The organism is Desulfuromonas carbonis (assembly GCF_054658035.1).
Genome location: NZ_BAAHXR010000002.1, coordinates 952,410 through 978,608, shown reverse-complemented (window position 1 = coordinate 978,608; position 26,199 = coordinate 952,410). Strand labels below are relative to the sequence as shown.

Here is a 26,199-nt window from a genome sequence, read left to right as displayed (position 1 = left end):
ATGACCCTCGGCGAGGCGGCGATGATCGCCTCCTTGCCGAGCTGCCCAGGGCGACGCTGCTCGCCAGGGCGAGGGCGCAGAAGAGGGTGAGGGGGAACCAGAGCACCGGCGGGCCTCTACGGGGAGGGGAGGGTATATCCGGTCAAGGTGGAGCAGGGGACTGACGGCCATCCCGCCAGCAGAGGTATTCTACACTGCCAGATCTTTTCCCGCCTCCCGTTCCAACACCTCGACGATGAACTTGTTCAAGGTCATTCCCCGCTGGCTCGCGGCGATGGCGACGCGCTGGTGCAGGGCGGCGCCGACGCGGACGTTGAAGGAGCCCTTGAATGGTTTTTCCGGGGCGTGGCCTGCCGCCTGGCAGGTTTCCAGATAGTCGTCGACCGCTTCCTCGAAGGAACGGCGCAGGGAGGTGACGTCGGTTCCTTCGTAACTCACCAGGGCGCGGATAAACTCCACGCGGCCGAAGAAGACGCGATCCTCGTCGCTGTAATGGACGGAACCGAAATAGTCCCGGTAACGCATCATGTCTTTCATAGTAAACCCTCTTGGGCGAGTGTTTCCTTGATCTGTTCCACTTGATAGTGCTTCAAGACCGGGGTCGGATGGGGTTTATGCAGGATGATGGGAGCCCGCGTCTCGTGCAGGAACCTGACCCGCGAACCTCCGGTCTTGCCGGCAACTGCCGGATGGTAGCCGAATCCAGCCAGCAGAGTTTCAAGCTCCTGCCAGGTGAAATCCTTCGGTCGGTTGCAGAAGCGCTGCAACAGCTTGTCACGTCTGGTCATTTCCCCCCTCCATTGCAGAAACTCTAGCAGATATTATTTAAAAAGTGCAACTGAAAATAGTTGCTTTTTGCAACGTGCCTGTTTGCCCCGCCCAGCAACAAAAAGAGTCGGCCCCTTTGCGGGAGCCGGCTCTTCTTATCGTAACCTTGAATTTCTCTTCAGTAGTTCCAGTTGAGCGTCACATAAAGATTGCGCCCCGGCTCGGGAACCTTGCTGCCGGTGGCGAAGGGGTCGCGCTGGTAGGAGAGGTGGGTGGTGTACTGGCGGTCGAAGAGGTTGTTGACGCCGGCGTAGAGCGACCACTGGCCGAGGGTGGCGCCGGCCTTGAGGTCGGTGGTCGCCCAGGCCGCGGTCTCAGATTCGTTCAGCGCCGGGTCGACGCGGTCCTGGCGGGCGGCGAGGTTTTCCGCCGCCTCGACGAACCAGGTGCCGTTGTCGTAGCGCAGGGCGAGTAGCCCCTTGCGGGGCGGCATCTCGGCGAGGGGTTCATTGCTGTCGCGGTTGTCACCCCAGCTGCAGGAGTAGGCGGCGCGCAGGAAGAGGTCGGCGGGGAGGGCCACCTGGCCGCTCAGCTCGCTGCCATAGATGGTGGCGTCGACGTTCTGGTACCCCTTGGTGGTGGCGTTGAGCTGGGTGAAGTTGATGTAATTGGTCAGGCGGCTGTAAAAGAGCGAAGCGCTGGCGAACCAGCGGCCGGTGGCGTATTTGACGCCGAGATCGGCCTGGTGGTTGACGGTCGGATCGAGGTCGGGGTCGCCGCTCCAGACGGTGCTGCCGGGGAGATGGATGTAGAGTTCCTCGGGGTCGGGGGTGCGCACCCCTCTCGCGATGCCGACGAAGATTTGGAGGGGGGTGCTCGCCTGCCACTGCAGCTGCAGATTGCCGCCGAGGGTGGAGAAGTCACGGTCGTCGCCTTTGGAGGTGGTCAGCCCATTGGCCGTCCCGGCCTTGACCGTGGTGACGTCGCCGCGCAGGCCCCCTTTCAGGGTGAGGGTGGCGGAGAGGGGCCAGTCGTACCCGGCATAGAGACCGAGGTTGACGATGACGACGTCGGGGATCATGTTGACCGGGGTGTAGGGAGTCATCATGGTGTACATCATGCGCTCGTTGACCGCGTCCCAGTTGCGGCGGTAGAGGTCGATGCCGGTCTTGACCGTGCCGGGGCCGGCGGCAATCTTGGCGCCGAGGCTGGCGCCGGCGGTCTCGGTTTTGGCGTCGGTCTGCATCATGTAGTACTTCGGCTTGGCGAGGGAGCTGGTGCGCAGCCGGTCGTCCATGACGTGGTTGACCTTGTCCCAGTAGGTCTTGAAGGCGACCTCCTTCACCCGTCCCGAGAGGTCGTGCCCCGTGAGGTTCCAGTTGAGCCGGTGGGTGCGGTCATAGTCGGCATCCATCTTCAGGTAGGGATAGAGGACGTGGTCGGCGTCCTGGTAGGTGTAGCCAAGCTCGCTGCGCAGGTGCGCGCCGCTGTTGACGCCCAATTTGAGCCAGCCGGTGTTCATCTCGTAGGCGCGCGAATCGATCGCTTCGGGGCGATAGTTGGCGACCTCGGTCTGGCGCTTGCCGTCACCGGAACGGGGGGAGAGGGAGTACTTGTAGGCGTAGCCGGCCAGCACGTCGTAGGCGTCGCTGCCATAGGCGGCGCTGGCCGCGAGGTTGGTCAGGTCGAAGGAGCCATAGGTCAGGTTGACGCTGCTGCCGAAACCGTGGGCGGGGCGCCTGGAGACCGCCTTGACGCTGCCGCCGATGCCGCCGGGGCTGGTGATGTCGTAGGGGCCCTTGATCACCTCGACGCTCTCGACCTCGGCGAAGTCGAAGTGGAAGGCGGGCGGGTCCATGCGCGCCGGGCAGGCGCCGTGGATGCGCACGTCGTCGATGGTGACGTTGATGTTGTCACGCTGGAAACCGCGCAGCACGATGTCGTTGGCGATCGCCCCCTTGCGCACGGTGTTGATGCCGCCGAGCTGCTGCAGCGCCTCGCCGATGTCGCGGGCCGGGCTCTCGCGCACCTCGCGCATGGTCAGGCTCTCTTCGATCGACGACTGCTGGTCGCCGCGAATATTGATCTCTTCGAGGAGCAGCGGTTCGGCGGCCGGGGCGAGCCGGGGGGCCAGGAGCAGGGCGCTCACCGCCAGGGTGAGCAGGATGCGATGAGATGACATGAACAGGACCCTCTTCTGCCTCGGGGCTCGGCCGGCTTGCTGCAGTGAGGCTGGCTGCAACGCGGCAACAGGGTGAATCAGCGCAACTGGAAAGCGACCGGCAGAATCAACTCTGCGGCGACTGGCGGTGGTGGAAAGGGGGCGGCCCGGTCGACCGCGGCCAGGGCCTGGCGGTCAAGCAGAGGCCGGCCCGAACTCTGTTCAATGCGCAAATGCTCGATCTGGCCGTCGGCGCGGATCAGGAAGGCGACGCGGGTCTCGCCCTCCCAGCCGTTGCGCCTGGCGACGGCCGGGTAGTTGAGCCGCTGCAGCACCCGGTCGCGGATATAGGCGAAGTTGGCCGCAAGGTAGTGCGCCTGGGCCGCGGCCGGGGAGGTCGATCCTTGAGTCAGGGGTGTGGCCGGTTCTTCGGCCACCCGGTCCGCCGTCTCTGCATTCTGACCGGGAAGGGAAGACTCGGCCACGGTCGGGACCGGAACGGGGAGAGCGGGAGGATGTGGCGCCAGGACCGGTTGCGGCAGTGCTGCCGGGGCGACCGGCGCTTTTCGTGCCGGAGCCTGGGGTGGCCGGGGCGCCGGGCGGGGCGCTCGCGGCGCTGGGGGCGGTAAGATGCGGTTCGTGGTCGGCGCCGCGCTGCTGAGATTGAACTCGATCAGCACTACTGGAGGCTTGCGCTGCCACTCGCCGGCGACGAGGGCGAGGATCAGAATCGCCAGGCCGTGAAAGAGCAGCGATGCCAGCAGGGAGAGGGAAAGGGGAGCGCCCCCCCGCATCATCCGGTCCATGGCAGCTCCTTTCGGGAGCGCTTGCGCTGGCGCGTCTGGGCGAGGACGAGCAGGCCGGACAGTAGCGCAGATGACATGGAATTCCCTCCCGGGACGATATAAAGTAAGGCAGGTTTTGGTGTGATTGAATTGTGATAACGGTCTAAATCTATAGCGGAAAAAGTTTGGCCAACAACAGAATAATTTTGAAAGTAACAAAAATAATGTTACATTGTTCACAATTTAGGTGGGGGAGGAGGAACGAGGGGATGCGAAGCGCGCAGCGCAGGAAAGAGATTCTGGCCATGCTCAAGGCCAAGGGAGGAATTTCGGTGGGGGAGATCGCCGAACGTTTCGGCGTTTCGAAGATGACCGGTCACCGCGATCTCGAGCAGCTCGAACAGCGCGGCGCGATCAAGCGCATTTTCGGCGGTGCCGTTCCGGTGGTTGAACGGACTGGCGCCGCCCATCCTGGCGGCGATTCCTCGCTGTCGCGGGTCTGCACTGTCTGCCGGCGCCCGCCCCCGGCCAACCTGCTCTATACCATCACCCTGACCAGCGGCGAGCAGCGTTTCGCCTGCTGCCCGCACTGCGGCATCTCCGCCCAGCTGGTGCTGCGGGACCAGGTGTCGCTGGCGATGTGCGTCGATTACCTCAGCGGACACCCTCACCCGGCCCTGGATTCCTACTTTCTGCTCGGGAGTTCGGCCGCCCCCTGCTGTCACCCCTCGCTGCTGACGTTCAGTGATCTCGAGGTGGCACGACGTTTTCAGACCGGCTTCGGCGGCAGCCTGGGGAGGATGGACGATGCGATGGAGTTTCTGCAGGTGGCGATGGGCGCCGGCAGCGGCTGCCCCAACTGCGGACCGGGGCGGAGCTCGTGAGGCGCGCCGTTACCGGTCCGGCAAGTTAACCGTTGCAATTTCCTGCCGTTTTCTGCACCATCAGGCTTCCCCGTAGGCCCTTAACGGCAACTGGCCCGCTCCCCGTCGCCCGTACAGGAACCGCCCATGACCGAGATCTCCATCGAACTGGTGCCGCGCAATGAAACCTCGCTGCGCCGTGAACTGGACGAGGTCCGGCGCCACTTTCCCGCCGTCACCCGGATCAACATCCCCGATATCCTGCGCTTCGACCTGCGCAGCTGGCAGGGGTGTCGCATTGCCGGCGAATATTTCCCCAGGACCATTCCCCACCTGCGCGCCATCGACTTTGATCCCAACAGCCCGCTGCCGATCTGCGAGAATCTGAGTTGCCGGGAGATCGAGGCGGTGCTGGTATTGACCGGCGACCTCCCCCAGGATATGGGACATAAATGCTACCGCACCAGCTGCCTGGAGATGATCCGCCGTCTCAAACGCGAGCTTCCCGCCCTCACCATCTATGCCGGCATGGATCCCTACCGCAGCGGCATCAAGGAAGAGATCGACTACCTGCGCGCCAAGCAGGATGCCGGTGCCGAAGGGTTCTTCACCCAGCCCTTCTTTGACCTGCGTCTGATGGAGATCTACCAGGGGTTGCTGCCGGACTGCCAGATATATTGGGGGGTCTCGCCGGTTCTTACCGAGAACAGCCAGAATTACTGGGAGAACAAGAATAACGCTGTCTTTCCGCCCGATTTTCGCCCGACCCTGGAGTGGAACCGGGGCTTTGCCCGCCAGGCACTGCAATTCGCCCGCGACCACGACAGCAACCTTTACTTCATGCCGATTCGCACCGATATTGCAGCTTACCTGGACGGAATTCTCTAGGGGCCTTTCCGCTGCCCCCAGAATTGTCCTACCTCAATCCAGAGGATCGAACTGGTCGCGGCTGGCGTAGCACATCGGGCAGACCCACCCTTCCGGCAATTCCTCGAAGGGGACCCCCGGCGCCACCTGGTTCATCGGATCGCCCTGCTCCGGGTCGTAGATGTAGCCGCAACAGCTGCAGATATACCGCATCTTTCCCTCCCTGAATCAATTACTAGACGGCAAAATATTTCGCCTGCGGGTGGTGGACGACAATGGCCGAGGTCGTCATCTCCGGTACCATCTCGCACGACTCGGTGAGGGTGACGCCGATCTCTTCCGGGCGCAGCAGCGCGAAGAGGGGCCGGTGCGCCTCGAGGTCGGGGCAGGAGGGGTAGCCGAAGCCGTAGCGGGAGCCGCGATAGCCCTGGGCCACGTAGGCGGCCGGGTCGCCGGCACTCTGTTGCAGGCCGAGTTCAATGCGCATCTGCTCATGCCAGTATTCGGCGAGGGCGTCGGTCAGCTCGACCCCGAGCCCATGCAGCATCAGGTAGTCGTGATAGCTGTCGGCCTCGTAGAGGGCCCGCGTCCGTTCGGCGAGGGCGGCGCCGATGGTGACGACGAAGAAACCGACCTTGTCCCCCCCTTCCGCGGCGCTGCGGAAGTAATCGGCGATGCACAAGCCCGGCGCCGCGGCCTGGCGCGGGAAGTCGAAGCGGTAGCCCGCACCGTGGTCGACCAGCAGACTGTCGCCGTCCCGGTGACAGTCGAAGTAACCGTAGGCGACCTGCGGCTGCAGCAGGCCCTGGTCGAGCAGTTCCCGTTTCAGTCGCTCATAGAGGGGGAGAACGGTCTCGTTGGTGAGGGTCTCGTATTCTTCCTTGCTGAGCTTGCCGCGCCGATAGCCCCAGCGCCCGCGAAAGAGCGCGGCAAGGTTGAGGTAGTCGAAGAGCAGTCCCGGGTCGATGTCCGTGACCAGCCGGCGGCCGGCAAAGGGGACGGTTGGCGGTTCGACCGTACGGTCGAGGGTTTCGATTTGCGGCCCCGGGCGGTTGGCGGGGGTCGCCGCCGCCTGCCAGGTGGTCGACTGCAGCGTGCCGGCCTCGAACTCGCGCAGCGCCTTGAGCCCGGCAAAGGCGTCGGCGCAGTAGACCACCGGCTCGGCATAGTTGGGAACGCAATCCTCGGCGACATACTTGCCGGTCAGTGCCGCGCCGCCGAGCAGGACCGGCTGGGTCAGGCCGGCGGCCTGGAACTGGGCGAGGTTCTCCTTCATCAGCAGCGCCGATTTGACCAGCAGCCCGGAGAGGCCGATGATGTCGACCCGGAACTCGCGGGCCTTGGCGATGATCTCTTCGGCCGGCACCTTGATGCCGATGTTGTGCACCAGGTAGCCGTTGTTGGAGAGGATGATGTCGACCAGGTTCTTGCCGATGTCGTGGACATCGCCGGCCACCGTCGCCAGCAGCACCCGGGTACGCCCCTCGGCAGCGAGTTTCTCCATGTGGGGTTCAAGCAGGCCAACGCTCTGTTTCATCACCTCCGCCGATTGCAGCACAAAGGGGAGGAGGAGGTCGCCGCGGCCGAAGAGTTCGCCGACCTCGCGCATCGCCGGCACCAGCAGGGTGTTGATGATATCGAGCGGCCGCCAGCGGCCCCGCAGTTCACTGAGCAGGTCCTCGAGCCCCTCCTTCTCCCCTTTCAGCACCTTCTGCCGCAGCAGTTCCTCGGGCCGCAGCACCTCTCCGCTCTCTTCGTTCTCCTCCACCGCCTGCTCGAAGTGATCGATGAAGTCCATCAGCGCCGACTCCCTGCGGTTGTAGAGGAGGTCGAGGCAGAGGGTGCGATCGGCTTCGCTGATCGCCGCGTAGGGGAGGACCTTGGCGGCGTCGACGATGGCGGTATTGAGCCCGGCGGCGACCGCTTCGTGGAGGAAGACCGAGTTAAGGACCTTGCGCGCCACCGGCCGCAGGCCGAAGCTGATATTGCTGACCCCGAGGGTGAAGCCGACGCCCGGCAGCTCACGCTTCACCTGTTTGATCGCCGCCAGGGTTTCGATGGCGGCGTTGCGCATCTTTTCATCGCCGGAGCCGACGGTGAAGGTGAGAAGATCGAAGAGGAGATCCTGCGGCCGCAGCCCGAAGCGGTGAACCGCCAGGTCGTAGATCTCCCGGGCGACGGCGACCTTTTTGGCACAGGTCAGGGCCATCCCCTCGACGCTGATGGTCAGGGCGACCACTGCCGCACCGTACTTTTTCGCCAGGGTGCAGATCCGTTCGAGGTTGGCGCCGCCATCTTCGAGGTTGATCGAATTGATGATCGCCCGCCCGGGATAGCGGGGGAGGATCGCCGCCAGCGTCTCCGGGCTGGTCGAGTCGAGCATCAGCGGCGCCTTGCAGGAGCCGGCAAAGAGTCTGGTCAGATGGATCATGTCGGCGAGTTCGTCGCGACCGGCGTAGGCGACGCAGAGGTCGATGACCTGGGCGCCGCGCGCCTCCTGGTCGAGGGCGATTTTCAGGCAGCCGTCCCAGTCTTCGGCGAGGAGCGCCTCGCGGAAGGCCTTGGAGCCGTTGGGGTTGCAGCGTTCGCCGATGAGCAGCGGCGGGATCTCCTGGTGCAGCTCGACGGACTGGTAGAGGCTGGCGACGGCCGGTTTCATGCGCTCACCTCCCGGATTTTCGGTGTCACCCCGGCGAGTATTTCAGCGAGGGCGCGGATGTGGGCGGGGCTGGTGCCGCAGCAGCCGCCGACCACGCTCACCCCCTGCTCGGTGACGAAGCCGTGCATCTGCGTGGCAAAATCGTCCGGAGACAAGGGGTAGACCGTCGCGCCGCCCACCACCTGCGGCAGCCCCTGGTTGGGGATACAGGAAATCCGCCCCGGCCAGTGGTGGCTGAGATAATTGATGTGCGAGGTCATGTCGCGGGGCCCGGTGGCGCAGTTGAGGCCGAGGGAGAAGAGCGGAAAGGGTTCGAGGGTGGTGACGACCGCGGCGATGTCGGTGCCGAGGAGCATCGTCCCCTGCTGTTCGATCGTCACCGAGACCAGCACCGGCAGCTCCAGGCGGGCTGACGCCAGCACCTCGAAGACGGCGACCAACGCGGTCTTGGTCTGCAGCAGGTCCTGGCAGGTCTCGACGATCAGGCAGTCGACGCCCGCTTCGAGCAGAGCTTCGACCTGCTCGCGGGTCGCCGCGGCGAGCTCGGCGACCTCGATGTGTCCCAGCGAGGGGAGCTTGGTCCCCGGGCCGATGGAGCCGGCGACATAGCGCTCCGGCCGGCCGGCGCTGGCGGCGCGGGCGTTGGCGACCGCCTGGCGATTGATCTCCTTCACCCGCTGCTGCAGGCCGTACTCGGAGAGCACCACCCGCGAAGCGCCGAAGGTGTTGGTCTCCAGGACCATCGCACCGGCATCGAGCATCTCGCTGTGGAGGCGGACGATGACCTCGGGAGCGTTGATATTGAGAATCTCGTTGCACCCTTCGCACCCCTGCCAGGCGGTGGCGGGGATCACCATCTGCTGCAGGTTGGTGCCGCAGGCGCCGTCAAAGATCAGAATCGGGTGATCAGCAAAGGTCATCTTCGGATTTTTCCTTGAATGTAGCGGGGGAGGCTGCGCTCCGCCCGGAGTGAGGAGCAATCATAACCGAAGGGGGCCGGAATGGAAAGACGCGGAAAATCCTCAAGGAATCTTTCCCGCTTCCTTGCTCCGGTGGCAGGGAAATTCCGGACCGGCAAGCTCCTGATGAAAAAGGCGGGGTACCGTTCCCGGCACCCCGCCCCCTGCTCCCGGGCTATCCTCGGGTCCACTCCTCGTAGAGTTCCGGGTTGAAGCCGATGACAAAGTCATTGCCAACCCGGTAGGTCGGGGCACGCAGGTTGCCGCTCGGTCCCATCGCCGCTTTCAGGACTTCTTCTTTCTCCCTGGCGACCTCTTCGAAGCACTGGAACTTTTTCCCCTTGGCGACGGTGACGGAATGGGCGGACTTCAAGAGGGCCCATGCCTGGTCGGCATCAAATCGCGTCAACCGGGCGTCGACGACTTCTTTCGGCTCGAGCTGCCTGTTCCCAAGAAACTCCTGGGCATTAATGCAGGACGTTCAGCCTTTTCGCAGGTAAGCCCAATCGATTTTCATGCTTTCCTCCCAGATCAATGTTTGACCAAGCATAGCATAACAGGGTGGCCGTCTGAAGGTTCCTGCTGCGAATCGGCCCTGTCCAGCTCCGTGGAGGTTATCCGTCGAGCCATTGTCCGCCGGAGGGAAGGGAACCTCCGGGAGGGATTTCCGGGGCAATTTTCTTATCGGTTCAGGCGAGCGCAATAATCAATTCCTGCCGTTAAGGTAGCGGGTCAGCCGCAGCAGCAGCCCCTGCTCGGTCAGCAGCGCTCCATGCGGGCAGAGCTCCTGGCAGCAGAAGCAACGGATGCAGCGGGCGTAGTCGATCTCCAAAGCCTCATCGGTGATCTGCATCGCCTGCGGCGGGCAGTGCTCCACGCAGAGTCCGCAACGGACGCATTTGGTATGGTCGGGTGACGGCCGGGCGGTGAGCGCGTTTTTCAGCGGCCGCCTGATGAAGGCCGGCAGGCCGAAGTTGACGTCGGTGGTCCTGGCGGGTCGGAACTGGCTGACCTGTAGCTCTTCCAGCACGGCTCCGAAAATATCGACTCCGGCCAGGTCGCTCCCTTCCCGCCCGGATTGAGAGGCGACCTTCTGCGTCCAGTTGACCTTTGGTCCGAGACCGAGCAGGGCGGCGGCGACGGTATCGACGGCCAGCGGGTTGGCGCCGGCGAGGAGGGCGCCGACCAGGACCGGGTCGCCACTGCCGGGGCCGTCCCCCTCCATGGCGACCACCGCGTCAACGATGGTCAGCGCCGGGGCGATCTGCTCGGCCAGTTCCAGCAGCATCAGCGCAAAGAAGGCCTTGTCGGTGCCGGCCTGGAGGTGGAGGCGCACCTTGCGCATGCCGACCACCGCGCCGAAGAGGTTCTTGACGCCGCAGGTCAAGCCCATCATCTGGTGGGTCTTGAGCTTCGGCAGATTGATGATCACCTCGGCGTCGAGGACGTCGCGGGCGAGCTCCAGCTCATGAAAGGTCCCCTGGCCGACGCGGACCCGCACCGACTCGCTGAAGGGGGCGAAACGTGCACCCTCCTCCTCGATCACCTGCAGCAGCCCGCAGCGCCGTGCGACCTGCTCGGGGGAACCGACGCCGGGGGAGTCGCCGACGCTGACCAGGCCGCCGGCGGCGCGCACCGCGCGAATCACGGCGCGCAGGATTTCCGGGTGGGTGGTGACCGCCTTCTCCGGCGCCTTGCCGGCGAGCATGTTCGGTTTGAGCAGCACCTTCTGGCCGGGGCGGACAAAGGTGGCGATGCCGCCGAGGGGGGCGAGGAGTTGGGCGAGGGCGGCACTAACGGCGGGCGGGCGGTAGTCGGCCAGTGCCTGGAGGCTGACGGCTGGTTTCATCCGGGCAGAATCTTCAGTTGCAGCGAGCGCCGGCGCGGGCCGTCGAACTCGCAGAAATAGAGGCCCTGCCAGGTGCCAAGGACGAGGTCGCCGCCGGCGAGGATCAGCGTCTCGCTGGCGCCGACCAGAGTCGCCTTGAGATGGGCGGCGCTATTCCCTTCGGCGTGCCGGTAGTTGTCGGCGAAGGGGACGATCTTGTTCAATTCCATCACCAGGTCGGTGACGACGTCCGGGTCGGCATTTTCATTGATGGTGATCGCGGCGGTGGTGTGGGGGACGAAGAGGCAGACGAGGCCGTCGCGCACCCCGCTGGCGCGGACGCTGGTTCGCACGGCGGCAGTGATGTCGATCAGCTCCACCTGGGCGCGGCTGACGATCTCAAGGGAGGGCATGCTCGGCTCCGGTTGGCGCTGGGGCAGAAGGCGATGCACACAGCCCTTCAATGAGGGCGTCGAGGGCGCTGGGGCAGTAAAGGATGCCGACGTGTCCCATCCCGGAAAGTTCGATGTTGCGTACTCCGCCAAGACGGGCACTCTGCCAGGGGAGGACGATGTTGTCGTGGCAGCTGCAGATGGCGGTGACCCGCTCGGGGCGCGGCAGGGGGGCCGCGTTGAGGCGGTTGAGGAAGGCGGAGCCTGGCACCAGCGCCTCGCCGAGCCGGGAGACGGCAAAGGGGGCGAGCTTGGAACCGTGGTTGGGCGCGGCGAGGAGGACGCAGCGGTCGATGCGTTCGCCGCCACCCCGGAGCTGGAGATAGTTGCGGGCGATGATGCCGCCCATGGAGTGACCGACGAGGTGGACGCGGTCGCCGGCCCCTGCCAGGCGCAGTTCGTCGATCTTCAGGGTCAGGCGTTCGGTGAGGCTTTCGATATCCTTCCAGGGGGGGAGATTGATGGTGTAGAGGTTGCGCAAGCCCTTGCGCCGCAGGCGGAACTTGACCCACAGCCAGCAGGCCCGGTTATGAAACAGCCCATGCAACAGGATGACCGGGGGACCGCCCCCGGGATCGAAGGGGGCCGGCCTGGGCGCCACCCAGCCAAAGGGATGCAGCAGAAGGGTGACGATCAGAAAAAAGGCTTCCTGCAGCAGCAGGCGGACGGCAAGCCAGAGCCGCTCCGGCGCGAAGCGGCCGGGGACCAGTTCCGGCTGGGCGCTGGCGCTCTCATACCAGGCAATGGCGTAAGAGAGTAGAACCACCAGTCCTGCCGCGCCGCCCAGGGCGCCCAAAATGACGAAAATAATCAACATGTTCCCTCCTGTCTGCGGCAAGTATGGCATGCCAGGCCGGGGTCGTCAATCGTCCCCCCGCCTCTTGTGCCGCCGGCGCGAGAATGCCATAATTCCGGCAGACCCGCCCAACCTCAACCGGGAGCTATCTGTGGACCGCCTGTTGGAACGCTTTACCCAGCACCTGAGCGTCGAACGGAACGTCTCACCCCATACCCTCGATGCCTATCGCCGCGACCTGCTCGGGTTCAATGCCTTTCTACATCACGAGCTGAAATGGGAAGAAGTGGACGCCGCGCTGTTGCGGCGCGTCGATCAGATCGTCCTGCGCCGTTACCTGGCCCTGCTGCACCGCAGTTGCAAGCGCTCGACTATCGGCCGGAAACTGGCGGCGCTGCGCACCTTCTTCCGCTACCTGGTTCGCGAAGGTCTCCTCGAGGTCAACCCCGGCGAACTGGTCGGGACGCCGAGGGCGGAGAAGTATCTGCCCAAAACCCTCTCCGTCGACGAGGCCTTCGCCCTGATGGAACGGGACGGCGGTGACCACCTCCTCGGTCTGCGCGACCGCGCGATCGTCGAGACCCTCTATTCCTGCGGCCTGCGCGTGAGCGAACTGACCGGGCTCGACATCCAGGGGCTCGATCTTGCGGCCGGCCTGGTCCGGGTCGTCGGCAAGGGGCGCAAGGAGCGGATCGTCCCGGTTGGTCGCAAGGCGCGGGAGGCGCTGCGTGACTATCTCGATGCCCGCGGCCCGGCGCCCCTCGATGCGCCCCTCTTCATCAACCACCGCGGCGGCCGGCTCACCCCCCGCAGCGTCCAGCGCAATCTCAAGGTCCGGCTGCTGCAGGCCGGCATCCTCAAGGAGGCGACCCCCCATTCCCTGCGCCACTCTTTTGCCACCCACCTGCTCGGGGGCGGCGCCGACTTGCGCGCGATCCAGGAACTGCTCGGCCACGCCTCCCTTTCCACCACCCAGAAGTACACTCAGGTCAGCATCGAGCACCTCGCCCGGGTCTACGACGACGCCCATCCGCGCAGCCGGATAAAAAAAGACAAAAACGGTCAGTAATTCCTTGACACCTCCGGAGCAATCGGTAAACTGGTGCCAATTTGAACACTGACAACCGATTCAACCCCCTGAAAGGAGTAGTACAATGAGCGTTCTGGTTGGCAAGAAAGCCCCCGAGTTCACGGCTGCAGCGGTCCTGCCCGATGGTACCATCAAGGGGGATTTCTCCCTCGCCGATTACCACGGCAAATACATCGTCCTCTTCTTCTATCCCCTTGACTTCACCTTTGTCTGCCCCACCGAGCTGATTGCTTTCAGCCGCCGGATCCAGGAATTCGAGGAACGTGGCGTGCAGGTTATCGGCTGCTCCATCGATTCCCAGTTCACCCACGTCGCCTGGCGCAATACGCCGGTCGAGGATGGCGGTATCGGCGCCGTCAAGTACCCGCTGGTCGCCGACGTCAAGCACGAGATCTGCCGCGCTTACGATGTCGAGTTCGGTGATGCCGGGGTTGCCTATCGCGGCTCCTTCCTCATCGATGAGAAGGGGATCGTTCGTCACCAGGTCGTCAACGATCTCCCCCTTGGTCGTAACGTTGACGAGATGCTGCGCATGGTCGACGCCCTGCAGTTCACCGAGAAGTACGGGGAGGTCTGCCCGGCGGGATGGAACAAGGGGGATGAGGGGATGAAGCCGAACGCCGAAGGTGTCGCCAGCTATCTGAGCAAGAAGGCCGGGAGTCTCTGAAAAAGATTTCTGCAGCCGAAAGAACGAAAGAAAGAGAGCGCCGTCCCGCACAGGATGGCGCTCTCTTTCTTTCGGCTGGGCGATGTGGTCGATCAGTAGGCGATCGGCGCCATGGCGATCATCAGTGGGTAGGTCCCTTCCTGGGTTCCTTCGGCAAGGACGACACGCATGTCGAGGTTACGTGTCACTGCAACCGATGGCAGGGTGCCGACAACATGGACAGCCTCCGACAGGGCGGATTGACCATCTTTGACCAGGATCTGTTCCGGACCACCGCTGCTGATTTCGAAGCGGATGGCATCGCGGATGTTGGTCTGAACACTGAAGGTCAGGGCCTGGGGCAAATCAATGTAGCCGCGACGGATGTCTTCACTGGTCACTTCGTAGCTGGTCATAGGCTGATTGGCCGAGAACTTGATCCAGGGGCGGATAACGGCCTGGACCTGTACGATGGCGCTGCTGCTGGAGGACGCCTGTACCGTCGCGGCCCAGGGGCTGAGGATGGCAAGTGCCAGAATTACAGTGACGAGAAGTTTCATGATTGTCACTCCCTTCGGTAACCCGGCTATCCGTTCCACCTGCACCAATGTTCAGGTTGACGAGGACCCGTGGCTTTGCGTCGCCGGATTTCTCCGGGTTTGCCGTTGTCGCTGAAGTGTGCAGCCCTTTTACGGTGATCGGGGAAAGGCTGGTCGTTTTCGTTTTGCCTTTCCTGGATCCATGAACCTTGCAGGGCTCTTGATCAGTGTAAGCTGCGATTGTTGTGCCAAGCCTCAAGTTGTTGAAAACAGGGAAGAAAAAATATGGAGAGTCAATAACTTGGCAGGGAAGGATCGAAGGATTGGGGAAGGTTGGATCGTCAGTCCCGGCGGGGAGCTGGTAACTTGCTGATAATATACGGGGATACGAATCCTAGAGCAGTTCGTTGGCTGCTACAGGGTGGTTGTAATTTTGACGCGGAATCAATAATTTGACACTTTTCCTCCCGGGGAGAGGCCATAGACGTTACCACTGAATGGTTACCGTGATGAGGTCGCTGTAACTACCGGCGGCAACGTTCTGGCGGGGGGGGATTCTGCCGTAGATCGTTGCCGTCAAGGGTGAAGTTCTGGTTACATTGCCGCTGATGATGCTCGATGAACCGGAGCCGTCGCCCCAGATGGTGGAACAAGCCGCATTGGTAAAGAGATTGTAAACGAGCGGGGTGTTCCCCGTCCCCCGAAGCTGGCGTTGCGCGAAGGTCCCGGAATTGCCGGGGCTGAGGGAAACCGTGACCGGGAGCGGGGCGTTGGGATTTTGTTCCGGGGCATTGCAGGTGACGGTTATGGCGCCGGTGGTATCCTTGGCGACATTGTCGAACACATCGTAGCTGCCGAAATTGAGCCCGGTGGCCATGACATTACATTTAAAGGCGAGAGCTTCGGGCGCAGCGCTCAGCAACGTCAAAAACAGTCCCAGGGTAATGAAAAGTATGCGCATCATGTCCTGACCTCCGAAACGTTATCGTACGCCCGTTAAACCTAACACTATTCCTCCCCGGCTACCACCGTCATCACCACCCGACGGTTTCGAATCTGGCAACCTGGGGTGGATTCGGAGCAGAGGGGGTTTGCCTCCCCACGGCTGACGACGCGCAAGATTTGCCCTGCTTCGACACCCGCGTTGAACAGATAGTCGCGAACAGATTCGGCGCGCCGCCGGCCGAGCCTGAGATTGTAAGCCTCGGTTCCCCGGCTGCAGGTATAACCAACGATTTCCAGCTTCATTCCCGAATGAGATTGCAAATATCGAACCATGGGCTGCAGCTTTTCCCACTCCTGCGGGAAGGGGCGGGAACGATCAAAAGGAAATTGGAGGACGACCCGGTCGGGAATCGGCTCCGGACGCACTTCTGGTGTCACTGGTGACGGCGGGAGTGGTTCTTTCTCAAGGATGTTTTCCGCCTCGACGGCAGGCGGTGCTCCTGATGGTGGAGTTGGGCTCACGTTGATTGGAGGCGCCAAAGTGGCAGGCCCCACCGCGACAGGTTTTCCCAAAGCGATCCTGCGGCAGACCAGCTTCCCAAGGTCAACGGTTTCGCCGGTGCTGGTCGGGATGGTCACCTGGGCCTGATAGGTTTCATTCTCCAGTTTGACCGTGACCCCGTAGCTGCCGGCGGGGAGAAATTCGCCGGGGCCCTGCTCCAGAGCATCGCACCCCTGGTAGCGGTTGCTATCGACCGTCGCCATCTGGCTGTCGAAATAGAATTCGCCGTCTCCCCCGGTCCAGAAATCGACCGGGCCGTCCGGTGCGGCAAGAATCAACTCCGCGTTGGCCAATGGCTCGCCGCTGGCTTCATCCCGCAGCAGGGTGCCGGTGAAGGCCTGATAGCGGCGCAGGGGAAAGTTGAGGCAGGAGCCGCTGCGCAGGGGGGGGGAAACGAAGAGGCGTACACGCGGCATCAGGTAGTCGATAGGGATGTCCGTGTCTTCGATTGCAACCTGGTTATCGTAATAAGAGGTTAGATCGGGGATGACAGCTTTACCATGGATGTTGGTTCGCCCTGCCAACTGGCCGTTAGTGTAGACCCTGACCCCTTCGGCTTCTCCGACACTGACGAGGGAAAAACTGTCTCTTACCGGGCGGGTCGGGGCGAAGGTATCGCCTATGTGAACGAGGGCCCCATAAAGTGAGAGTCGCAAGTCCTTGGTGGTAGCTGCGGCACTGTCGTCCAAAGTGAAATCGCCGCGCAGGCTGGCATAGCGGGCGTTGTGTTGGGCGGTGGCATTCAGTAAATAGGAATCCCCCGAATGCTCGCCACGGAGGTCCCAGCCGCTACCTTCACCGAGCGGGATGGTGTTGCGGGCCTCGATAACCTGACTGCTTCTTCCGTTTTCGTGCTGCACCGAGCTTGTGAAGGAATAGCCCTTATCGAAATACCAGGAAAGGTTAAGGGCCGCTTCGTAGGAAGTACGGGGATCGCGGACCTGACGCATGGAGGCGAGGACATAAACATTGCGCCACAACAACCGCGACCAGGAAAAGTTAGTCACCTGTTGGTCAGTGCCGTTGAAAACCGTTGCACGGGAAAAATCGACGCCGAAGGAGCCGAATTGTTGCGTCGAATAGACGATGCCCGCCCGCAGATTCAACTCGCGCCGGGATCCGCTTTCGGTGTCATCGAGCGTCCTGTAGCCCCCGGAAAACTTTTGCAGGGACAAATGGATTCGAACCCGCGGGCTTTGGTACTCGTAGCTGATCAGTCCTGCGCTGCCCGAATTCCCCTCACCCGTGCTTCCGGCGACTTCAAAATGCAAAAGCCCAAACCCACCCACAGTCAGGGCCGATTCGCCCCCCAGGTTCAACAGGCCGTTCTTTGCTTCGCCACGCAGCCCCAGACTGAGACGGTCCGTCACGCCGTAGCGGTGAAAACCGCTGAAAACCAAATCCGCGTAGTGGTTGCTCACCTGCCCGAATTCCTGACGCATGAAGCCCAGGTTGTAGCTGTATTCATTCAGGCCACGACGCAGCAGTTGGCTGGTGAAATAGAAAGGAGCGGCGATTCGCTGCTCGCGTCCCAACGCGTCGCGGATCACCACCTCCACATTCTGTGCTCCGCCGATCCCTTGAAAATTGCGCAGTTCGAATGCCCCGGGCGCGAAGTTCTCGGAGTGGACCCGGATGCCATTCACGTAGAGGTCGACGGTCGAGGGGAGTGACACCAGGCCGCTGAAATCGAACAGCGGATAGAGGATGAAGTATGGATCGATACTGTATTGCTTGGAGATGCTCAGGCCACCCAGCTGCACCCTGCTGCCGAGGTTCCCGGAGGTTGCGTAGAAGTCGCCGCCCACCATCCGCCGCAACGTGGCGTGGTCGTCCCAGGTCAGGTTGGTATTGAGTCGGACGAAGTTGGAATTGTCGGGGGTTTCGGAGTACTGGGAGTCGTTGATCAGCAGCAGGTCGTTGTAACGCACGCCAAGTTCGTTGCTAACGGACATCCCGCTGAAGGCCAGGTTGTTGCCGCCAGCCGAATAATCGAGGCCATAGTTGAGAAAGATACTGTTGTCGTGGGGATAAAGAATGTCAGTGCGCCGGGCGGGGCTGAGGTCGATTGCCGTCCTGGGTAAAAGTTCTGGTGGGGCAGTGACTCCGAGCGTAAGGGTGGCTTGATCGAAATGATATGTCACTTCCGCCAGGGATTTCAGGGAAACGTAGGTGTCCCCATCCACCAACAGTTTTACCCCCGGGAGACTGCGGAATCCGGCGTCGTGAAGATCGGCAGCCCTGACAAGGAAGTCCCCGTCATCCCGAAAAATGACGAAAATATCACCCTTGATCTGTTGATTCAGGGTCAGCGAAACAATGATGGTCTGGTCGGCGAGCGAGGAGGAGGGAAAAAACAGACCGAGCGTGAGGCTGGCCAGCAGGGTCAGGGCGATGCAGGGGAGCCAGTGGCGCCCATTATTCTTAATTCGCGGTACACATGGCTGAATCGACATCGATCCTGTCGGTGAGTTGGAACTTGTCGGTTGTCAAGAGGATGTCGAGATTCCGGAGCCGTTCACAGTCCTGCTTGGGAATTGGGGCCGCGTAGCTGTGGGAGGTTCCGGGCAAAAGATACCAGCCGGGAAGATCCTTGGAAAATAATTCGTCACCAGAAACGTCTTTGCCGGAGAGCGCTACATCCGTGACACGAAAATGAACGTTCCCGGTATTTTTCAGTAAGATCGTGGCCAGGCCATTAACGATCCCTTTGTCGACGATCTTCCCTTCGGCAATGGTTTTCGCCGGTGCAGAGAAGATGGGCACCGCGAATTGAATTGCGATAGCGACGGTTGACCCTTTGGCATCTTGGGGTGCCGCCTGCTCGCGGATGAAGAGACGATATGTCTTCTCCTGGAGGATGGCGGGCGCTTTGATGCCGACCCGGATGACCCGCTCTTCATGGGCGCCGATGGTGAGGAGCTTGGGGAAGAAAATCACCTCATCGGTAGCCGCGTACTGGTCCTTACCTTCGGCGTCCTGAGTCCAGGCCAGGGCACTGATATCGAAGCTGATTTTCTGCTCGCCGTCGTTCGTGACGGTGATTACGCCGCTGCGGGTTCTCTGGTCGAAATCGAGGCGGATGGGAATGACCCGCCACTCCCCACAGAAGGCCTGCGAGGCAAACAACAGGACCATCCCCAGGATGATGCAGAGTTGGGGCTTGCCGGAGCGGACATGGTCGAGGAAGCTTGGTTTCATGCTGGCGAATCTACCCCATCCGGCCTGCTTTTGCAATTGTTTCGTGGGTTTTTAATTGCTGAGTTTCACCACATCGCTACGGGGTGATGGTCAGGGTTACCTGGTCCGAATAGCTCCCGGCAATAGCGGTCTGGTAGTCTGTTCCCAAAATGGTGCCGGTGACGGTCAGTGTCTGGGTAGTGTTTTTGGCGACACTGCCGGTTGCCGGGCTCAGGGACAGGCTATAGGGCAAAAAGGCAGTCAGGGCGGTGGCGTGCCGCATCCGGTTGCCGTTAGGCCCGAGTTCGTAGAGACCGTCGTCGTCGCTGATAAGAAAAGTCGCCACGGGCGCACTGCCGCGGCAGGTGTAAGTGACGGGAGGGATGGCGTTGACCGTTTTGTTCACCGGGTTGGTGGGGTCAAGGGTGCCGAAGTTCAGGGCGGCGTTGGTCGTTTGGAACTGGCAGTTGCTTTTGGAGAGGATGGTAGCGGAGATGGCGACGGTGACGGGGGCAGCCCAGGCAAGGCTGCCGGGAGCAAACAGCAGCGCTGTCGCGAGGCCAAAGAGCAGCAGTTTTTTGAGTCGCAGCGTCACCATTTGTGAAAATCTCATATCAATTTGCAGTTGCCTGTCCTTCGATCCGCCTTTCGTCGAAGACGGGAGGTTTTCCTAAGCCCGGCGACTGTTGCGACAGCCGCCGGGCCTGGAAGAGCCATGATCAATAGGTAATGGTAAGGGTAACGGTGTCGGTGTAGGCGCCGGCCGGCGCCGAAGCGTAATCGGTAGCGGCAACCGAACCCGTGATGGCAAGGGCCTGGGCAGTACCGGTGCCGGTGCCGCTAGCCGGGAAGGTCATGCTGTAGGAGAAGCTGTTGGTGCCGTCGGTGAGCAGGTAGGTGTCGCTGTTGTCGCCCACGGTGAAGGAGGCGCCACTGGTGCAGGTGATCGAAGGGCTGGTGGCCGTGGCGCTCTTGGTGCCAGTGTCGTTGACCGGATCGAGGGTGCCGAAATCCAGAGCGCCGCCGCTGTTGACCTTGCAGGTTGCCAAAACCGTCGCGCTAACGTCAACGGTAGCGTTCTGGCTTGCCGCCATTGCATTCCCCGCCGCGAAAATCCCGGTGAGGGCCAGAGCCAATGCTGCCAGTTTCATCGTTTTCATGTGTTCCTCCATTCTGTGGTTTGTGGGATGATCCCTGTTTGAGCCTGTCGATTCAGGCGTATATGGGCTAAACAAAAAGCGCCCGTCTTCAGCTGTTGCCGAAGACGGGCGCGCAGAAGTAACGGGAACTTGCGTCACCCGTCTCTTCGGCAACCCGGCGATCCGTGCCATCTTTCGATGACCGAGGACCCGTGGCTTTGCGTCACCGGATTTCTCCGGCTTTGCCAGTATCGGAGACTAAATTGGTTATAATTAGCGGAGCATCGCATAGTGTCAGGAGAAAGTCAATACCCAAAAATTCAATCCGCCAAGCTAAAGGCCTGTTTTTGCGATTTAATTTTTTACGGCCTTTAGTTGCCTGTGCATTGGTATATAGCATACAGCGTGCCAGCATTGCTATGACCTGATTCCAGGTGGTTGGAGGGTTCAGGGGGGGGGAGTAAAAAGTGTATAGGTATCCATTTTGGATACTCAAAATAGATACCTGGGGGGCTCGTTCACTTCCGGCTGACTTTTCAGCCCATTTTCAGGGCACCCTGAAGGAGGTCGAGCAGGAAGGTGATTGTGTTAAACGCGTTCGCTATCCTCTGGCATTCGCTGCACGCAATGACTTGTCGTCAAGTCTCCACGATTGAAATCCCGCACCCCCCAACGGATTCAGGTTTACCGCAACCCTTTTTTGTTCATCTTGGCCAGCAGGGTCGTCCGGTTCAACCGGAGCAACCGCGCCGCCTCTTTCTTGTTGCCATTGCTGAGCTGGAGGGCGTGCAGGATAAGGCGGTCCTCGAAGTCCTGGACCAAGGCGTCAAAATCGACTCCCTCGGGACCGAAGGGGTGGGCCAGAACCGCTGTCGTTGTCTGCGTATTGGGCGGGGAGTCTGATTGCCGGGACGGGGAGTACTTGTCGGGAAGCTCGGCAACGCCGATAGATCGCCCTCCATGCAGCACGACCAGGCGCTGAACCAGATTTTCCAACTCGCGGACATTTCCCGGCCAGGGATATTCGACCAGCGCCGCGAGGGCCGCAGGTTTGATTTCTTGCAAGCGGTTCGGACGATTCCGATTAAATATCTGGACGAATTTTTCCACCAGCAGGGGAATGTCCTCCCGGCGTTCGCGCAAGGGCGGGAGCGAAAGGGGGACGACGCTCAGTCGGTAGAAGAGATCCTCGCGAAAGTCTCCATCCGCGACCATTGCTTCCAGGTCGCGATGGGTGGCTGCGATGATGCGTACATCGACCGGCACCTGTTCCAGACCGCCGATTGGGACGAACGATTTCTCCTGCACCACCCGCAGCAACTTGGCCTGCAGGGAGGGGGACATGTCGCCAATTTCGTCGAGAAAGAGAGTGCCTCCTTCTGCATACTGGATTCGCCCGATTTTCGATTGAATCGCGCCGGTAAAGGCTCCTTTGTGGTGGCCGAAGAGCTCGCTCTCCAAAAGATCCTCGGGGATGGCGGCGCAATTGACAGGGACAAAATTTTTCAATCGGCGCCGGCTATGAGCGTGGATCGCTCGTGCCACCAACTCCTTGCCGGTGCCGCTTTCCCCCTGGATCAGGACAGTGCTGAGCCCGTCCTCGGCAACCTTTTCGATCAGTTGGTAGACAACGTGCATTTTTGGCGAGTCTCCGATCATACCGTAGAAGCCGTCGGTTTTACGGATTTTTGGGCCGCGCTTTTCCTGGTGAATCAGCAGATCGTAGAAGTAGAGGGCCCTGGCGACGGCAATGACCCCCTCGGTGAAGTGGTAAGGATGATTTAGGTAGGTAAAGCAGCCAACCTTGAGCGCCGCGACGATGGCCTCCTGGTTTCCCAGGGGAACCACCGGAATGACAAGCACTTGGGAATACTGCCTGAGCACGGTTTTCAGGAGGTTCGTCTCATCCTGGTCCGGGGGGAGAATGCCGATGACAAGGACGCAGACGGTTTCATTGGCGAGAATGTTAAGCGCCTCGGCCGAATTGTCCGCTTCGTAGACGACGCAGTCGATCTCCTTGCGGATCATGCCGGCAAGTTCTTCGCGGTCCTGCTGGTTACTTTCGGCCAGCAGCACACTGCGTAGCGCTTCGAGCATGCGGAACTCACGGTAAGGGAAGGGGGAAGGTGGTGGAAAGTATGGCACCCCAGGTAGGGGGTGTCAATGAAAGGTGAGAGAGCCCGTGCCGGCTGTTGCGTGTACTTTCGTCCAAGTCGCCAAAATTACATGAAATTCACCCATGCATTGTGCTGGTGTCGCGCAGAAATCGTTTGGAATTATCAGGACAGCATTAGATGCGGCGAGAGCTGGAAATAGCAGGCCCCCTTCTGCGGTATCGCCCGGGAAAGCCGTTCCAGGGAACAATCAATTTCCTCTTTTTGCAAAAGGCTGAACGAAAACTCTATAGGGTTAGTTTCTGGCCCTGGGGTCCATGGATACCCGAACAGATCAACTTTCAGCTTCCTCATCAATGCCGTAACGTGCCAGGCGACGCCGGAAGGTGTAGTAATTCATGTCCAGAAGTTGCGCGGCCACCATCTTTTTCCCATTGGCCGCCGCCAGGGCCCGCTTCAGCGCCCACTTTTCCACTTCCGCCATCTTAAGTGGGAGTCCTTCGGGGAAGGCGTCGAGGCCTTTCTCCTGCACCGCAGCCGGCTTGACGCCCGGATCGGGCTTGGTCGAAATCCCCTGCAAGATGGCGCAGGAGATCAGGTCGTCCGCCATGACAGCAGCATTCTTGATGACGTTGCGCAGCTCCCGGATATTCCCCGGCCAGGGATGTTCGCGCAAGGCGGTCATGGCATCGTCGGAAAACTCCGGCGGGGTTCTGCCGATTTCGTGACATGCCTCAATCAGGAACTTTGATGCCAGCACGGGGATATCCTCAGGAATGGCGCGCAAGGGGGGCATCTCGATCATGAAGGTCGCAAGGCGGTAATAAAGATCCTGGCGGAAAGTCCCGGCCGCGGCTGCGGCTGCCAGGTCCTTGTTGCTGGCAACAATGATGCGGATGTCGGCGTGGGCTTTGTGGGCGCTGCCGAGGGGGTGATAGCTTTTTTCCTCAACCAGCTGAAGCAGCATGGCTTGTATCGCCGGCGGGGCCGCATCGATATCATCGAGAAAGAGCGTCCCCCCTTGGGCGGCGTTGATGCGGCCCTCGCGTTTTTTCTCAGCGCCGGTGAAGGCACCCTTTTCATGGCCGAAAAGTTCAGCAGCGACCAGGGACTCGGGAATGGCCCCCAATTGTACGGTAACGAAGGGTTTGTCGGAACGCGAGCTGAGATTGTGAATCATCGAGGCCAGTAGCGATTTCCCGGTTCCGGTTTCCCCCTGGATGAGGACGGCGTAATGGCTGCGGGCGATGCGGCGGACCTGCGCGGCGATGGCTTTCAGCTTTGACCCTTTGCCGAGCATCTGTTCTAGCGACAGCTGCAAATCTTCTTTGAGTTCGGACAGCTGCCGTTTCTGCAGTATTGGCAGGGCTGCTTTTTGAAGGGTGGTCAGCAGCTTTTCGTCATCGCAGGGTTTGGGTACAAAGCCTGCCACGCCCAGTTCGATCCCGCGCAGCAGATTAGGAACATCGGAGAAGGCGCTGTAGAAAATGACGGGGGTTTCAGGACTGAGTTGGCTGAGTTCTTCGGTCAGCGTGATGCCATCCATTTCCGGCATGATGATGTCGGTCAGCACCAGGTCCGGGTTTTCCCGCTGAAAAATCTCCAGGGCCTCGCGGCCGTTAGCCGCCAGAAGCAGCTTGCCGAAATGGGGCGCCAGAAGGTCTGCCAGGGCATGGCGCAGCAAATTCTGGTCTTCAACAAACAGCAATGTCAAATGCTTTAAGGCGTTCATTCTCATCTAATGTAGGTGGCGGGTGGATGGCGGTCGTGAAGCTGTTTCGGATGCAGGGTCGCGGCGGGTGAGTGATCGTGGAAGCAAGAACAGAATTGGGGTGCCCTAGCAAAAAAAACACTGCTCCGGCCGTTTGAATGTGCGCCCCACCTCCATGGGCCTGCCCGCGTCCTTCCTGGCTGGGGCATCTCCTCTCTTGTGCAGTCCCCTCCGGTTGGGTCGTTGTGGGGTGCCTGACCTCCGGGTTCCCTTGGGTTGGCTCTGCTCAGCGTGAACAACACCACGCCGTTACAAGTGGCTATTTAAGGACGAAAGCGGATTGGAGTCAAGGAGAAACCCGGTCCGCTCTGATTTGAAATCCAGACAAAATACCCCCCGGTTTCCCGGGGGGTATTTTGTCTGGATGATGAAGTGGTGCAGTCGAACTATTCGCAGAGATCGACTTTGACGTCCCAGTTTTTCAGCTTCATGGTGCCGTTGCGCTCGAGATTGAGGTGCATCTTGAAGGCGCGGTCCCACAGCTGCGGCTCGTGGCCGACGCCACGGGAGAGGCAATCCTTGCTGGCAATCGCCAGGTACTCGTTGAGCTGGTCCTTGTAGTCCGGGTGCGCGCACTTCTCGATGATCAGCTTGGCGCGATCCTTCGGTGCCAGACCGCGGCAATCGGCGAGACCCTGCTCTGTGACGACGCAGTCGAGGTCATGCTCGGTATGGTCGATGTGCGAGCAGTGCGGCACGACGCAGGAGATGCCGGTCGGGTCGGTTTTGCTCGGACGGCTCGACGGGGTGTGCATGATCTTCAGGAAGCCGTTGCGCAAAAAGTCGCCCGAACCGCCGAGGCCGTTGATCATGCGGGTGCCGCCGACCAGGGTCGAGTTGGCGTGGGCGTACATGTCGATCTCGACCGGGGTGTTCATGGCGATACACCCGAGACGGCGGATCGGCTCCGGCGCGTTGGAGATCGACAGGGGGCGCAGGGTGATCTTGCTGAAGTACTTGTCCCAGTTCTCGAAGAAGCGCGGAAAGCCCGGGTTCTCGGAGAGGGAGAGGGAGCAGGAGGAAGCGCTGTCGAGACGACCGGAGTCGAAGAGGTCGAGCATGGTGTCCTGCAGCACCTCGGTGTAGACGCTGAGGTTGTAGAAGGGACCCTTGGCGAGGCCGCCGACGACGGCGTTGGCGATGGAGCCGACGCCCGACTGCAGCGGCAGCAGGTTTTTCGGCAGGCGCCCGGCCTTCACTTCGTTGGAGAAGAAGTCGATGATGTTGGCGGCGATCGCTTCCGAGGTCGCATCCATGTCGGTGAAGGCGCGCCCCTTGTCGCGCAGCTTCGATTCGACGACGGCGATGATCTTGCTCGGGTCGCAGGGGATCGAGGTGGAGCCGATGCGCTCGCCGGCCTTGGTGATGCCGAGGATCTGGCGATTCGGCGGGTTGTTGCAGGAAACCAGGTCATGGATCCCTTCGAAGGAGGGCTGTCCGGTGTTGACCTCGACGATGACCTTGTCGCAGACCATCAGGATTTCCGGAATGACGCCGCAGGAGCTGGTCGGCACCAGGCCGCCGTCTTCGGTGATCGCCGAGACTTCGATGATGGCGAGGTCGAGCTTTCCGGTAGGGGAGTCCTTGGTGTAGAAGCCGTAGCCGAGATCCTGGGCAAAGAGGGAGAGGTGCTTGTCACCCATGCGGATGCGCCCCTCGTTGATCCCCTTGGCGATGTTCTTGCCGGTCTGGTAGGGCCAGCGGCGGTCGATCATGTCGAGGGTTGCCCAGCGGTCTTCGGTCTCGGCGCCAACCGAGGCGCCGATGAAGAGATTGAACTTCATCTTCCCCTGCAGGTTGTTCTTCTCGACGTGGTCGGCCAGGGCGATGGGCACCACCTTGGGGTACCCGGCGGGGGTGAAGCCGGACCAGCCGAGGTTCATGCCGGACTTGAAGAAGGGGACCGTCTCCTCGGGGGTCATCACCTTGTTGAGCAGGGACTTGCAGCGAACGCGATCTTTCAGGGTACCGTAATCGGCCATCTCTCTCCTCCTACTGTAATATGTCGGTGGCGCACGAAATGGGTGCGTCCCGAAACGGGGGGTAAAAAAGTAAAACAAGGTCAAGCACTTTTC

24 protein-coding genes and 2 riboswitches are annotated in these 26,199 nt (G+C 61.4%); of the genes, 4 read left to right on the top strand and 20 right to left on the bottom strand.

The window, feature by feature from the left end; all coding sequences use genetic code 11:
* Positions 1–189: 189 nt before the first annotated feature.
* The 4 genes from ACYQ8E_RS06940 to ACYQ8E_RS06925 form a co-directional block, all read right to left on the bottom strand.
* Positions 190–537 (bottom strand): type II toxin-antitoxin system HicB family antitoxin, encoded by a 348-nt coding sequence (locus ACYQ8E_RS06940; RefSeq protein WP_459860476.1) that lies wholly within the window; start codon positions 535–537, stop codon positions 190–192.
* A complete protein-coding gene (locus ACYQ8E_RS06935; protein ID WP_459860474.1) occupies positions 534–788 on the bottom strand; it encodes a type II toxin-antitoxin system HicA family toxin in 255 nt (84 codons plus the stop codon). The genes ACYQ8E_RS06940 and ACYQ8E_RS06935 overlap by 4 nt, the downstream gene beginning before the upstream one ends.
* A 158-nt stretch (positions 789–946) precedes the next feature.
* The gene (locus ACYQ8E_RS06930; protein WP_459860472.1) at positions 947–2,950 is read right to left on the bottom strand and encodes a TonB-dependent receptor; all 2,004 of its coding nucleotides are present in this window, start codon (positions 2,948–2,950) and stop codon (positions 947–949) included.
* Between the two features lie 77 nt (positions 2,951–3,027).
* Positions 3,028–3,735 (bottom strand): energy transducer TonB, encoded by a 708-nt coding sequence (locus ACYQ8E_RS06925; protein WP_459860469.1) that lies wholly within the window; start codon positions 3,733–3,735, stop codon positions 3,028–3,030.
* A 248-nt stretch (positions 3,736–3,983) separates the two neighbouring features.
* Here ACYQ8E_RS06925 and ACYQ8E_RS06920 point away from each other — a divergent pair, with 248 nt between their 5' ends.
* Positions 3,984–4,598, top strand: coding sequence for a DeoR family transcriptional regulator (locus ACYQ8E_RS06920; protein WP_459860467.1), 615 nt, complete (start codon positions 3,984–3,986; stop codon positions 4,596–4,598).
* Between the two features lie 126 nt (positions 4,599–4,724).
* A complete protein-coding gene (locus tag ACYQ8E_RS06915) occupies positions 4,725–5,465 on the top strand; it encodes a methylenetetrahydrofolate reductase (protein ID WP_066727806.1) in 741 nt (246 codons plus the stop codon).
* Between the two features lie 33 nt (positions 5,466–5,498).
* Here ACYQ8E_RS06915 and ACYQ8E_RS06910 read toward each other — a convergent pair whose 3' ends face one another.
* The 7 genes from ACYQ8E_RS06910 to ACYQ8E_RS06880 all read right to left on the bottom strand — a co-directional run bounded on the left by ACYQ8E_RS06910 (position 5,499) and on the right by ACYQ8E_RS06880 (position 12,189).
* Positions 5,499–5,657, bottom strand: coding sequence for a rubredoxin (locus tag ACYQ8E_RS06910; RefSeq protein ID WP_066727805.1), 159 nt, complete (start codon positions 5,655–5,657; stop codon positions 5,499–5,501).
* A gap of 22 nt (positions 5,658–5,679) precedes the next feature.
* Positions 5,680–8,103, bottom strand: coding sequence for a methionine synthase (locus tag ACYQ8E_RS06905; protein ID WP_066727804.1), 2,424 nt, complete (start codon positions 8,101–8,103; stop codon positions 5,680–5,682).
* Positions 8,100–9,023 carry a homocysteine S-methyltransferase family protein gene (locus tag ACYQ8E_RS06900; RefSeq protein ID WP_066727803.1) on the bottom strand — a complete coding sequence of 308 codons (924 nt, stop codon included), beginning with the start codon at positions 9,021–9,023 and terminating at the stop codon, positions 8,100–8,102. Before ACYQ8E_RS06900 ends, ACYQ8E_RS06905 begins: the two co-directional genes overlap by 4 nt.
* Positions 9,024–9,237: 214 nt before the next feature.
* Positions 9,238–9,534 carry an ArsC family (seleno)protein gene (locus ACYQ8E_RS06895; RefSeq protein ID WP_258577557.1) on the bottom strand — a complete coding sequence of 99 codons (297 nt, stop codon included), beginning with the start codon at positions 9,532–9,534 and terminating at the stop codon, positions 9,238–9,240.
* Between the two features lie 234 nt (positions 9,535–9,768).
* Positions 9,769–10,911, bottom strand: a complete 1,143-nt coding sequence (locus ACYQ8E_RS06890) for a DUF362 domain-containing protein (RefSeq protein WP_066727802.1) — start codon at positions 10,909–10,911, stop codon at positions 9,769–9,771.
* The gene (locus tag ACYQ8E_RS06885) at positions 10,908–11,303 is read right to left on the bottom strand and encodes a secondary thiamine-phosphate synthase enzyme YjbQ (RefSeq protein ID WP_066727801.1); all 396 of its coding nucleotides are present in this window, start codon (positions 11,301–11,303) and stop codon (positions 10,908–10,910) included. The genes ACYQ8E_RS06890 and ACYQ8E_RS06885 overlap by 4 nt, the downstream gene beginning before the upstream one ends.
* Positions 11,290–12,189 (bottom strand): esterase/lipase family protein, encoded by a 900-nt coding sequence (locus tag ACYQ8E_RS06880; protein WP_082820337.1) that lies wholly within the window; start codon positions 12,187–12,189, stop codon positions 11,290–11,292. Before ACYQ8E_RS06880 ends, ACYQ8E_RS06885 begins: the two co-directional genes overlap by 14 nt.
* 100 nt (positions 12,190–12,289) lie before the next feature.
* Between ACYQ8E_RS06880 and xerC the strand changes: the two genes are divergently transcribed.
* Together xerC and ACYQ8E_RS06870 are read left to right on the top strand one after the other, a co-directional pair.
* Positions 12,290–13,207, top strand: coding sequence for a tyrosine recombinase XerC (xerC, locus tag ACYQ8E_RS06875; protein ID WP_066727799.1), 918 nt, complete (start codon positions 12,290–12,292; stop codon positions 13,205–13,207).
* Positions 13,208–13,292: 85 nt separating this feature from the next.
* On the top strand, positions 13,293–13,895 hold the full coding sequence (locus ACYQ8E_RS06870) for a peroxiredoxin (protein WP_066727798.1): 603 nt from the start codon (positions 13,293–13,295) through the stop codon (positions 13,893–13,895).
* A gap of 92 nt (positions 13,896–13,987) precedes the next feature.
* Here the strand turns inward: ACYQ8E_RS06870 and ACYQ8E_RS06865 are convergent, their stop codons facing one another.
* From ACYQ8E_RS06865 to scpC, 9 genes are all read right to left on the bottom strand, one after another.
* Complete coding sequence (locus ACYQ8E_RS06865) at positions 13,988–14,434, bottom strand: hypothetical protein (RefSeq protein ID WP_066727797.1); 447 nt, start codon at positions 14,432–14,434, stop codon at positions 13,988–13,990.
* Positions 14,435–14,447: 13 nt separating this feature from the next.
* Positions 14,448–14,548: riboswitch (cyclic di-GMP riboswitch) on the bottom strand.
* Positions 14,549–14,900: 352 nt separating this feature from the next.
* Positions 14,901–15,377 carry a Csu type fimbrial protein gene (locus ACYQ8E_RS06860; protein ID WP_066727796.1) on the bottom strand — a complete coding sequence of 159 codons (477 nt, stop codon included), beginning with the start codon at positions 15,375–15,377 and terminating at the stop codon, positions 14,901–14,903.
* A 44-nt stretch (positions 15,378–15,421) separates the two neighbouring features.
* The gene (locus ACYQ8E_RS06855; protein WP_459859996.1) at positions 15,422–18,376 is read right to left on the bottom strand and encodes a fimbria/pilus outer membrane usher protein; all 2,955 of its coding nucleotides are present in this window, start codon (positions 18,374–18,376) and stop codon (positions 15,422–15,424) included.
* Entirely contained in the window at positions 18,345–19,121 is a 777-nt protein-coding gene (locus tag ACYQ8E_RS06850) for a fimbrial biogenesis chaperone (protein ID WP_459859994.1), read from the bottom strand. Before ACYQ8E_RS06850 ends, ACYQ8E_RS06855 begins: the two co-directional genes overlap by 32 nt.
* A gap of 76 nt (positions 19,122–19,197) precedes the next feature.
* Entirely contained in the window at positions 19,198–19,713 is a 516-nt protein-coding gene (locus ACYQ8E_RS06845; RefSeq protein ID WP_082820336.1) for a spore coat protein U domain-containing protein, read from the bottom strand.
* 106 nt (positions 19,714–19,819) lie between these two features.
* Complete coding sequence (locus ACYQ8E_RS06840; protein ID WP_459859992.1) at positions 19,820–20,260, bottom strand: spore coat protein U domain-containing protein; 441 nt, start codon at positions 20,258–20,260, stop codon at positions 19,820–19,822.
* A gap of 145 nt (positions 20,261–20,405) precedes the next feature.
* Positions 20,406–20,496, bottom strand: a riboswitch (cyclic di-GMP riboswitch).
* A 427-nt stretch (positions 20,497–20,923) separates the two neighbouring features.
* The gene (locus ACYQ8E_RS06835; RefSeq protein ID WP_066727791.1) at positions 20,924–22,336 is read right to left on the bottom strand and encodes a sigma-54 dependent transcriptional regulator; all 1,413 of its coding nucleotides are present in this window, start codon (positions 22,334–22,336) and stop codon (positions 20,924–20,926) included.
* A 351-nt stretch (positions 22,337–22,687) separates the two neighbouring features.
* Entirely contained in the window at positions 22,688–24,061 is a 1,374-nt protein-coding gene (locus tag ACYQ8E_RS06830) for a sigma-54-dependent transcriptional regulator (protein WP_066727790.1), read from the bottom strand.
* A 449-nt stretch (positions 24,062–24,510) separates the two neighbouring features.
* A complete protein-coding gene (gene scpC / locus ACYQ8E_RS06825) occupies positions 24,511–26,106 on the bottom strand; it encodes a succinyl-CoA:acetate CoA-transferase ScpC (RefSeq protein ID WP_066727789.1) in 1,596 nt (531 codons plus the stop codon).
* Between the last annotated feature and the right edge of the window lie 93 nt (positions 26,107–26,199).

What these genes read in the sequence shown, in the direction of transcription:
- ACYQ8E_RS06870 (WP_066727798.1), top strand. Translation starts at nt 13,293, where the DNA reads ATGAGCGTTCTGGTTGGCAAGAAAGCCCCCGAGTTCACGGCTGCAGCG.
- ACYQ8E_RS06920 (WP_459860467.1), top strand. Translation starts at nt 3,984, where the DNA reads ATGCGAAGCGCGCAGCGCAGGAAAGAGATTCTGGCCATGCTCAAGGCC.
- ACYQ8E_RS06855 (WP_459859996.1), bottom strand. Translation starts at nt 18,376, where the DNA reads ATGTCGATTCAGCCATGTGTACCGCGAATTAAGAATAATGGGCGCCAC.
- ACYQ8E_RS06865 (WP_066727797.1), bottom strand. Translation starts at nt 14,434, where the DNA reads ATGAAACTTCTCGTCACTGTAATTCTGGCACTTGCCATCCTCAGCCCC.
- ACYQ8E_RS06930 (WP_459860472.1), bottom strand. Translation starts at nt 2,950, where the DNA reads ATGTCATCTCATCGCATCCTGCTCACCCTGGCGGTGAGCGCCCTGCTC.
- ACYQ8E_RS06900 (WP_066727803.1), bottom strand. Translation starts at nt 9,023, where the DNA reads ATGACCTTTGCTGATCACCCGATTCTGATCTTTGACGGCGCCTGCGGC.
- scpC (WP_066727789.1), bottom strand. Translation starts at nt 26,106, where the DNA reads ATGGCCGATTACGGTACCCTGAAAGATCGCGTTCGCTGCAAGTCCCTG.
- ACYQ8E_RS06885 (WP_066727801.1), bottom strand. Translation starts at nt 11,303, where the DNA reads ATGCCCTCCCTTGAGATCGTCAGCCGCGCCCAGGTGGAGCTGATCGAC.
- ACYQ8E_RS06915 (WP_066727806.1), top strand. Translation starts at nt 4,725, where the DNA reads ATGACCGAGATCTCCATCGAACTGGTGCCGCGCAATGAAACCTCGCTG.
- ACYQ8E_RS06940 (WP_459860476.1), bottom strand. Translation starts at nt 537, where the DNA reads ATGAAAGACATGATGCGTTACCGGGACTATTTCGGTTCCGTCCATTAC.
- ACYQ8E_RS06905 (WP_066727804.1), bottom strand. Translation starts at nt 8,103, where the DNA reads ATGAAACCGGCCGTCGCCAGCCTCTACCAGTCCGTCGAGCTGCACCAG.
- ACYQ8E_RS06880 (WP_082820337.1), bottom strand. Translation starts at nt 12,189, where the DNA reads ATGCCATACTTGCCGCAGACAGGAGGGAACATGTTGATTATTTTCGTC.
- ACYQ8E_RS06890 (WP_066727802.1), bottom strand. Translation starts at nt 10,911, where the DNA reads ATGAAACCAGCCGTCAGCCTCCAGGCACTGGCCGACTACCGCCCGCCC.
- ACYQ8E_RS06925 (WP_459860469.1), bottom strand. Translation starts at nt 3,735, where the DNA reads ATGGACCGGATGATGCGGGGGGGCGCTCCCCTTTCCCTCTCCCTGCTG.
- ACYQ8E_RS06910 (WP_066727805.1), bottom strand. Translation starts at nt 5,657, where the DNA reads ATGCGGTATATCTGCAGCTGTTGCGGCTACATCTACGACCCGGAGCAG.
- ACYQ8E_RS06845 (WP_082820336.1), bottom strand. Translation starts at nt 19,713, where the DNA reads ATGAGATTTTCACAAATGGTGACGCTGCGACTCAAAAAACTGCTGCTC.
- ACYQ8E_RS06840 (WP_459859992.1), bottom strand. Translation starts at nt 20,260, where the DNA reads ATGAAAACGATGAAACTGGCAGCATTGGCTCTGGCCCTCACCGGGATT.
- ACYQ8E_RS06935 (WP_459860474.1), bottom strand. Translation starts at nt 788, where the DNA reads ATGACCAGACGTGACAAGCTGTTGCAGCGCTTCTGCAACCGACCGAAG.
- ACYQ8E_RS06835 (WP_066727791.1), bottom strand. Translation starts at nt 22,336, where the DNA reads ATGCTCGAAGCGCTACGCAGTGTGCTGCTGGCCGAAAGTAACCAGCAG.
- ACYQ8E_RS06850 (WP_459859994.1), bottom strand. Translation starts at nt 19,121, where the DNA reads ATGAAACCAAGCTTCCTCGACCATGTCCGCTCCGGCAAGCCCCAACTC.
- ACYQ8E_RS06860 (WP_066727796.1), bottom strand. Translation starts at nt 15,377, where the DNA reads ATGATGCGCATACTTTTCATTACCCTGGGACTGTTTTTGACGTTGCTG.